Annotated in this window: 4 protein-coding genes and 1 pseudogene; all 5 read right to left on the reverse strand. The window is 68.9% G+C overall.

Annotated features, from left to right (window positions below; all coding sequences use genetic code 11):
* Positions 1–119: pseudogene (locus AC5RV2_RS14295) on the reverse strand (UDP-N-acetylglucosamine--N-acetylmuramyl-(pentapeptide) pyrophosphoryl-undecaprenol N-acetylglucosamine transferase); the annotation flags it as partial.
* Between the two features lie 49 nt (positions 120–168).
* Positions 169–1,485 (reverse strand): putative lipid II flippase FtsW, encoded by a 1,317-nt coding sequence (gene ftsW / locus AC5RV2_RS14300; protein ID WP_494092880.1) that lies wholly within the window; start codon positions 1,483–1,485, stop codon positions 169–171.
* Positions 1,485–3,017: a UDP-N-acetylmuramoyl-L-alanine--D-glutamate ligase gene (gene murD, locus AC5RV2_RS14305; RefSeq protein WP_494092881.1), complete on the reverse strand. Its 1,533-nt coding sequence runs from the start codon at positions 3,015–3,017 to the stop codon at positions 1,485–1,487. The genes ftsW and murD overlap by 1 nt, the downstream gene beginning before the upstream one ends.
* A complete protein-coding gene (gene mraY, locus AC5RV2_RS14310) occupies positions 3,014–4,126 on the reverse strand; it encodes a phospho-N-acetylmuramoyl-pentapeptide-transferase (protein ID WP_493999464.1) in 1,113 nt (370 codons plus the stop codon). The genes murD and mraY overlap by 4 nt, the downstream gene beginning before the upstream one ends.
* A partial coding sequence (locus AC5RV2_RS14315) for a UDP-N-acetylmuramoyl-tripeptide--D-alanyl-D-alanine ligase (RefSeq protein ID WP_494092882.1) occupies positions 4,123–5,191 on the reverse strand: 1,069 nt, incomplete at its 5' end. The genes mraY and AC5RV2_RS14315, both read right to left, overlap by 4 nt.

Below are 5,191 nucleotides of genomic sequence, written 5' to 3' on the forward strand. Positions count from 1 at the left end.
GCGAGGATGCGGGCCGCGGGGGCGGCCCGGAGGACGGCGCCGGCGATGGCCAGCAGCGGGCTGACGTGCCCCGCCGTGCCGCCGCCGGCCAGGACCACAGAGGGATCGGAAGTGTTCATGGTGTTGCGGAAGTACCTTCTGCTCGGCTGCTGGTGGTCTGGGTGGGGGTCAGCGGTTCCCGGCCGGCGCTTGCTGCCGCCACCGGCCCAGGAGTCCCCCGGACTTCTTCCGGCCGGGCACATCGGTCCGGGCAAAGGACAAGAGTACACCGACGGCGGCCAGGGTGACCGTCAGCGCGGAGCCTCCGTAGGAGATGAACGGCAGGGGCACTCCGATCACCGGAAGCAGGCCGGTGACCACCGCGATGTTCACGAACGCCTGGCCGATGATCCACACCATGATGGAACCGGCGAGGATCCGCACGAAGAGGGAATCCTGGCGCATCACGGTGCGCACCAGGGCAATGGCCAGGACGCCGAAGAGCGCCAGAATGACGGTGGTGCCGAGCAGGCCCAGCTCTTCGCCGATGATGGCGAAAATGTAGTCGTTGTGGGCTTCGGGAATCCAGTTGTATTTCTGCCGGCTCTGTCCCAGTCCCACGCCCCACCAGCCGCCGGAGGCGAGAGCGAAGAGCCCGTTGCATGACTGCATGTTCAGCCCGGTCGTCGCCTCACAGCTTTGGTCCGTCCACATGAGGACGCGGCCCATACGGTTGGGGCTGACCACCACGAGCAGCAGCACCAGCGCGCCGACCCCCAGACCGGCCAGGCCGAACAGCTTCAACGGTGCGCCGGCGAAAAACAGTCCGCCGGCGATGATGAGCATCAGGATCATCGCCGTGCCCAGGTCGTTGCCGAGCAGCACCGGGCCGACCACGAGGAGGGCACCGGGCACGACCACCGGGATCAGCAGGTGCTTCCATTGGCCCAGCAGCCGCTCCTTGGCCGCCAGCACCGTTGCCATCCACAGGGACATCCCCAGCTTGGCCACTTCCGACGGCTGCAGGGACACATTGCCGGGGAGGTAGATCCAGTTGCGGTTGCCGCCGACCGTTTCACCCAGCGGGGTAAAGACCAGGAGCAGCAGGAGCACCGACACCGCCAGGCCGGGCCAGGCGAGCTTCCGGTAGGTGGAGACCTTCCACCGCGAGAGGACCAGCATCGCCGTGACCCCCAGGCCGGCGAACACGGCCTGCCGGATGAACAGGCTGAACGGCGAGGTTTCGTCGGCGATCGATTCCACCGCGGACGACGACAGCACCATCAGCAGGCCGATGGCCGTCAGGGCCAGCGCCGAGCCCAGGATCAGGTAGTAGCTGGCCCCGCTGGACCGCGTGCCGGTGCCCTGGATGCGGTCCAGCAGGTCGGTGCCTCGCTGCCGCAGCTCGCGCAACCGGCCGGCGGGGGCGGCCTTCGTCGCGGGAGCGGCATGACCGCGGGCAGCGGCGGGGGCCGGTGTCCGGCTTCCGCTGCGGGTGGTGGCCATTACTGCTCCTTAGTCGACGGTGCCTGTCCCTCTCCGTACCGGCGGACCGCTTCCATGAACGCATTGCCCCGGTGGGCGTAGGACGTGAACCGGTCCATCGAGGCGGCTGCAGGCGCCATCAGCACGGTGTCCCCGCCGGCGGCGATGCCCGCTGCCGCTTCCACGGCCGCCGCCATCACGGTTTCGCCGTCGGTGTCCTCCGCCTCCGGGGCGCTGCCTCCAGTGTCTCCCGGGTGCGCGTGGACGACCGGGACATCCGGTGCGTGTCGCTGCAGCGAGGCCAGGAGGGCGGTGTTGTCCCTGCCGATCAGCACCACAGCTTTCAGCCTGCGTGCGTGGTCGGCGATCAGCTCGTCGTAGCTGACGCCCTTGGAGAGTCCGCCGGCGATCCATACGACCGAGGAGAAGGATGCCAGCGAGGCCGACGCCGCATGCGGGTTCGTCGCCTTGGAGTCATTGACCCACAGCACACCGGCGTGCTCCAGCACCTTCTGGATCCGGTGTGCCCCCGGATCGAACCGCCGCAGTCCTTCGCGGACCGCGGCCGGTTCCACGCCGTACGCCCGGACCAGGGCGGCGGCGGCCAGGGCGTTGGCCACCTGGTGCCGGGGCGCCGGGTCACCGAGGTCGCCGAGGCCGGCCAGCTCGGTAGCGGAGTCCCGGCGTTCTTCGATGTAGGCCCGGTCCACGAGCAGGTTCTCCACGACGCCGACCATGCTGACCGCCGGCATTCCGGTCGTGAAGCCGATCGCCCGGCAGCCCTCGACGACGTCGGCCTCCTCGACCATTTCCTCGGTCTCGCGCTGCTCGGCGTTGTAGACGCACGCGATCCTGGTCCGCTCGTAGATCCTGGCCTTGTCGGCCAGGTACGCCTCATAGGTCCCGTGCCAGTCCACGTGGTCTTCGGCCACGTTAAGCACCACGGAGGCCAGCGGGGACATGGTGTGGGTCCAGTGCAGCTGGAAGCTCGACAGCTCGACGGCGATGACGTCGTAGCCGATGGGATCACGCACCGCGTCCAGGATGGGCGTGCCGACGTTGCCGGCGGCGATCGCGCGCAGCCCGGCCGCCTGCAGCATGGATTCGGCCATCCCCACCGTCGTGGTCTTGCCGTTCGTACCGGTGATGGCCAGCCATTCGGCGGTGCGGCGGCCGGCGCGTTCGCGGACCCGCCACGCCAGTTCCACGTCGCCCCAGATGGGAATCCCCGCGTCCGCCGCGGCGGCCAGCAGCGGTGTCCGCGGCTGCCAGCCCGGCGAGGTGACCACCAGTTCGGCCGGCTCCCCGCCGACGTCGGGCAGTGCGCCGGTGTGGTCTTCGCCCAGCAGAACCTGCCGGGCCCCGACAATCTTCAATGTGTCGGCCTTGGCCCGGTTTTCCGCCGTGTCGCTGCCGTCGACGACGACGACGGCCGCGCCCAGTTCGATCAGCGTGTCGGCCGCGGAGAATCCCGACAGCCCGATGCCGGCGACCACCACGCGCAGCCCGGACCAGTCCGCGTCCCAGGAGGTGAGTGCGTCGAGCCGGCTCATGAGCCCAACACCCATTCGGCGTAGAAAATGCCCAGCGCGGCCGCCACGCACAGCCCGGCGATGATCCAGAAGCGGACGACGACGGTGACTTCGGCCCATCCCTTGAGCTCGAAGTGGTGCTGCAGCGGGGCCATCTTGAAGACGCGTTTGCCGCCGCTGAGCTTGAAGTAGACCACTTGGATGATCACGGACAGCGAGATGATCACGAACAGGCCCGCCATGACCACCAGCAGCAGCTGGCTGCGGGACAGGATGGCGAACCCGGCGATCGCGCCGCCGATTGCCAGCGACCCAGTATCGCCCATGAAGATCTTGGCGGGGGCGGTGTTCCACCACAGGAAGCCGATCAGCGCGCCGGCCATGGTTCCTGCCAGCAGCGCCAGGTCCAGCGGGTCGCGTACCTCGTAGCAGACCTCCCCTGGGACCTTGACCGAGCCGCAGCTCTGGTTGAACTGCCAGATGCCCATCAGCATGTAGGCGCCGCAGACCATCACCGAGGCGCCCGCCGCGAGCCCGTCCAGCCCGTCGGTCAGGTTCACGCCGTTGGTGGCTGCGGTGACAATGACGTTCGACCAGATGATGAACAGGATAGTGCCGAGCACGGTGCCGCCGAAGGCGAGGTCCAGCCACGGGATGTCACGGGCGAAGGAGATGTTCATCGACGCCGGGGTGCGGCCCGCGTTGTCCGGGAAGTTCAGCGCCAGGACGGCGAAGAGAATGCCGACGATGCCCTGCAGCACGATCTTGGCCCAGGCCCGCAGCCCGAGGCTGCGCTGCTTGGAGATCTTGATGAAGTCGTCCAGGAAACCGACCAGCCCCATGCCGGCCATCAGCAGCATGAGGACGCCGGCGGAGACGGTGGGCCCGGAATGCGCTTCCCCGTTCATCATCCACATCATCAGGTGCGTGGCAAAGTAGGAGAGCATCACCGCGGCCACGATGACCACGCCGCCCATGGTGGGCGTTCCGCGCTTGGTGTGGTGCGCCGTCGGGCCGTCGTCGCGGATGAACTGGCCGTAGCCTCTCCGCACCAACAGCTTGATGAACAAGGGCGTGCCGAGCAGGGACAGGACCAGCGCCAGGGCAGAGCCGATCAGCAGGGCTATCACTGCGCCTGGCCTTCCTGTTGGGTTTCGGGTCTGCGCGCTGCAGCCGCCTCGGGGCCGTCCGTCGACGGATTTCCTAATGCTATCCGGTCGCCCAGGAACCGCAGCCCGGACGAGTTGGAGGACTTGAACAGCACCAGGTCGCCCGGTTCCAGTTTCTCCTCGAGCACCCCGCGGGCCTCCTCGGGCGTGGCGACCCAGAGCGATTCGTCGCCCCAGGAGCCTTCCAACACGGCGGCGTTGTGCATGGCCTTGGCTCCCGCTCCCACCACGATCAGGTGGGAGATGTTCAGCCGGACCACTATCCGCCCGATCGCGTCGTGGGCCTGCACGGAGTCTTCGCCCAGTTCCAGCATTTCGCCCAGCACCGCCCAGGTGCGGCGGCCGCGGCCGAGTTCGGCTAGCGTGCGCAGCGCTGCCCGCATGGATTCGGGGTTGGCGTTGTAGGCGTCGTTGATCACCGTGACGCCGTCGGCGCGCTCGGTGCGTTCCATCCGCCAGCGGCTGGCGGGGCCGGCCCCGTTCAGGCCGGCGGCGATGGTTTCGGCCGGCACGCCCAGCGCCCAGGCGGCGCCGGCGGCGGCCAGCAGGTTGGTCACGTGGTGGATGCCGATCAGCCCGGAGGTTACCGGCTGCTCGGAGCCGTCCGGGAAGCGGAGCGTGAATTCGGGGTGCCCGTCGTCGTTGACGCGGGCGCCGCGGGCCCGCAGCAACGGCGCGGTGCTCCCGTCGGGCAGGGTGAAGTCATCGTTCGAGCTGAAGTACAGGATGCGGGCCCGGGTGCGGGCGGCCATGGCCAGGACGCGGGGATCGTCGGCATTGAGCACGACGGTACCGCCGTCCGGCACGGCCTCGGCCAGCTCGCCCTTGGCGATCGCGATGTTGTCCACGCCGCCGAATTCCCCGGCGTGGGCGGTCCCGACTCCCAGCACCACGCCGACGCCGGGGTTGACCATGTCCGTCAGGTACCGCACGTCGGTCCAGTACTCGTAGAAGGCCAGCGACTCGTCGGCCACGAATCCGTTGGGCGTCCAGTCCCGGTTCAGGTCGATCCGCTGTTCCCGCCCG

This window comes from Arthrobacter sp. Y3225116 (assembly GCF_059091245.1).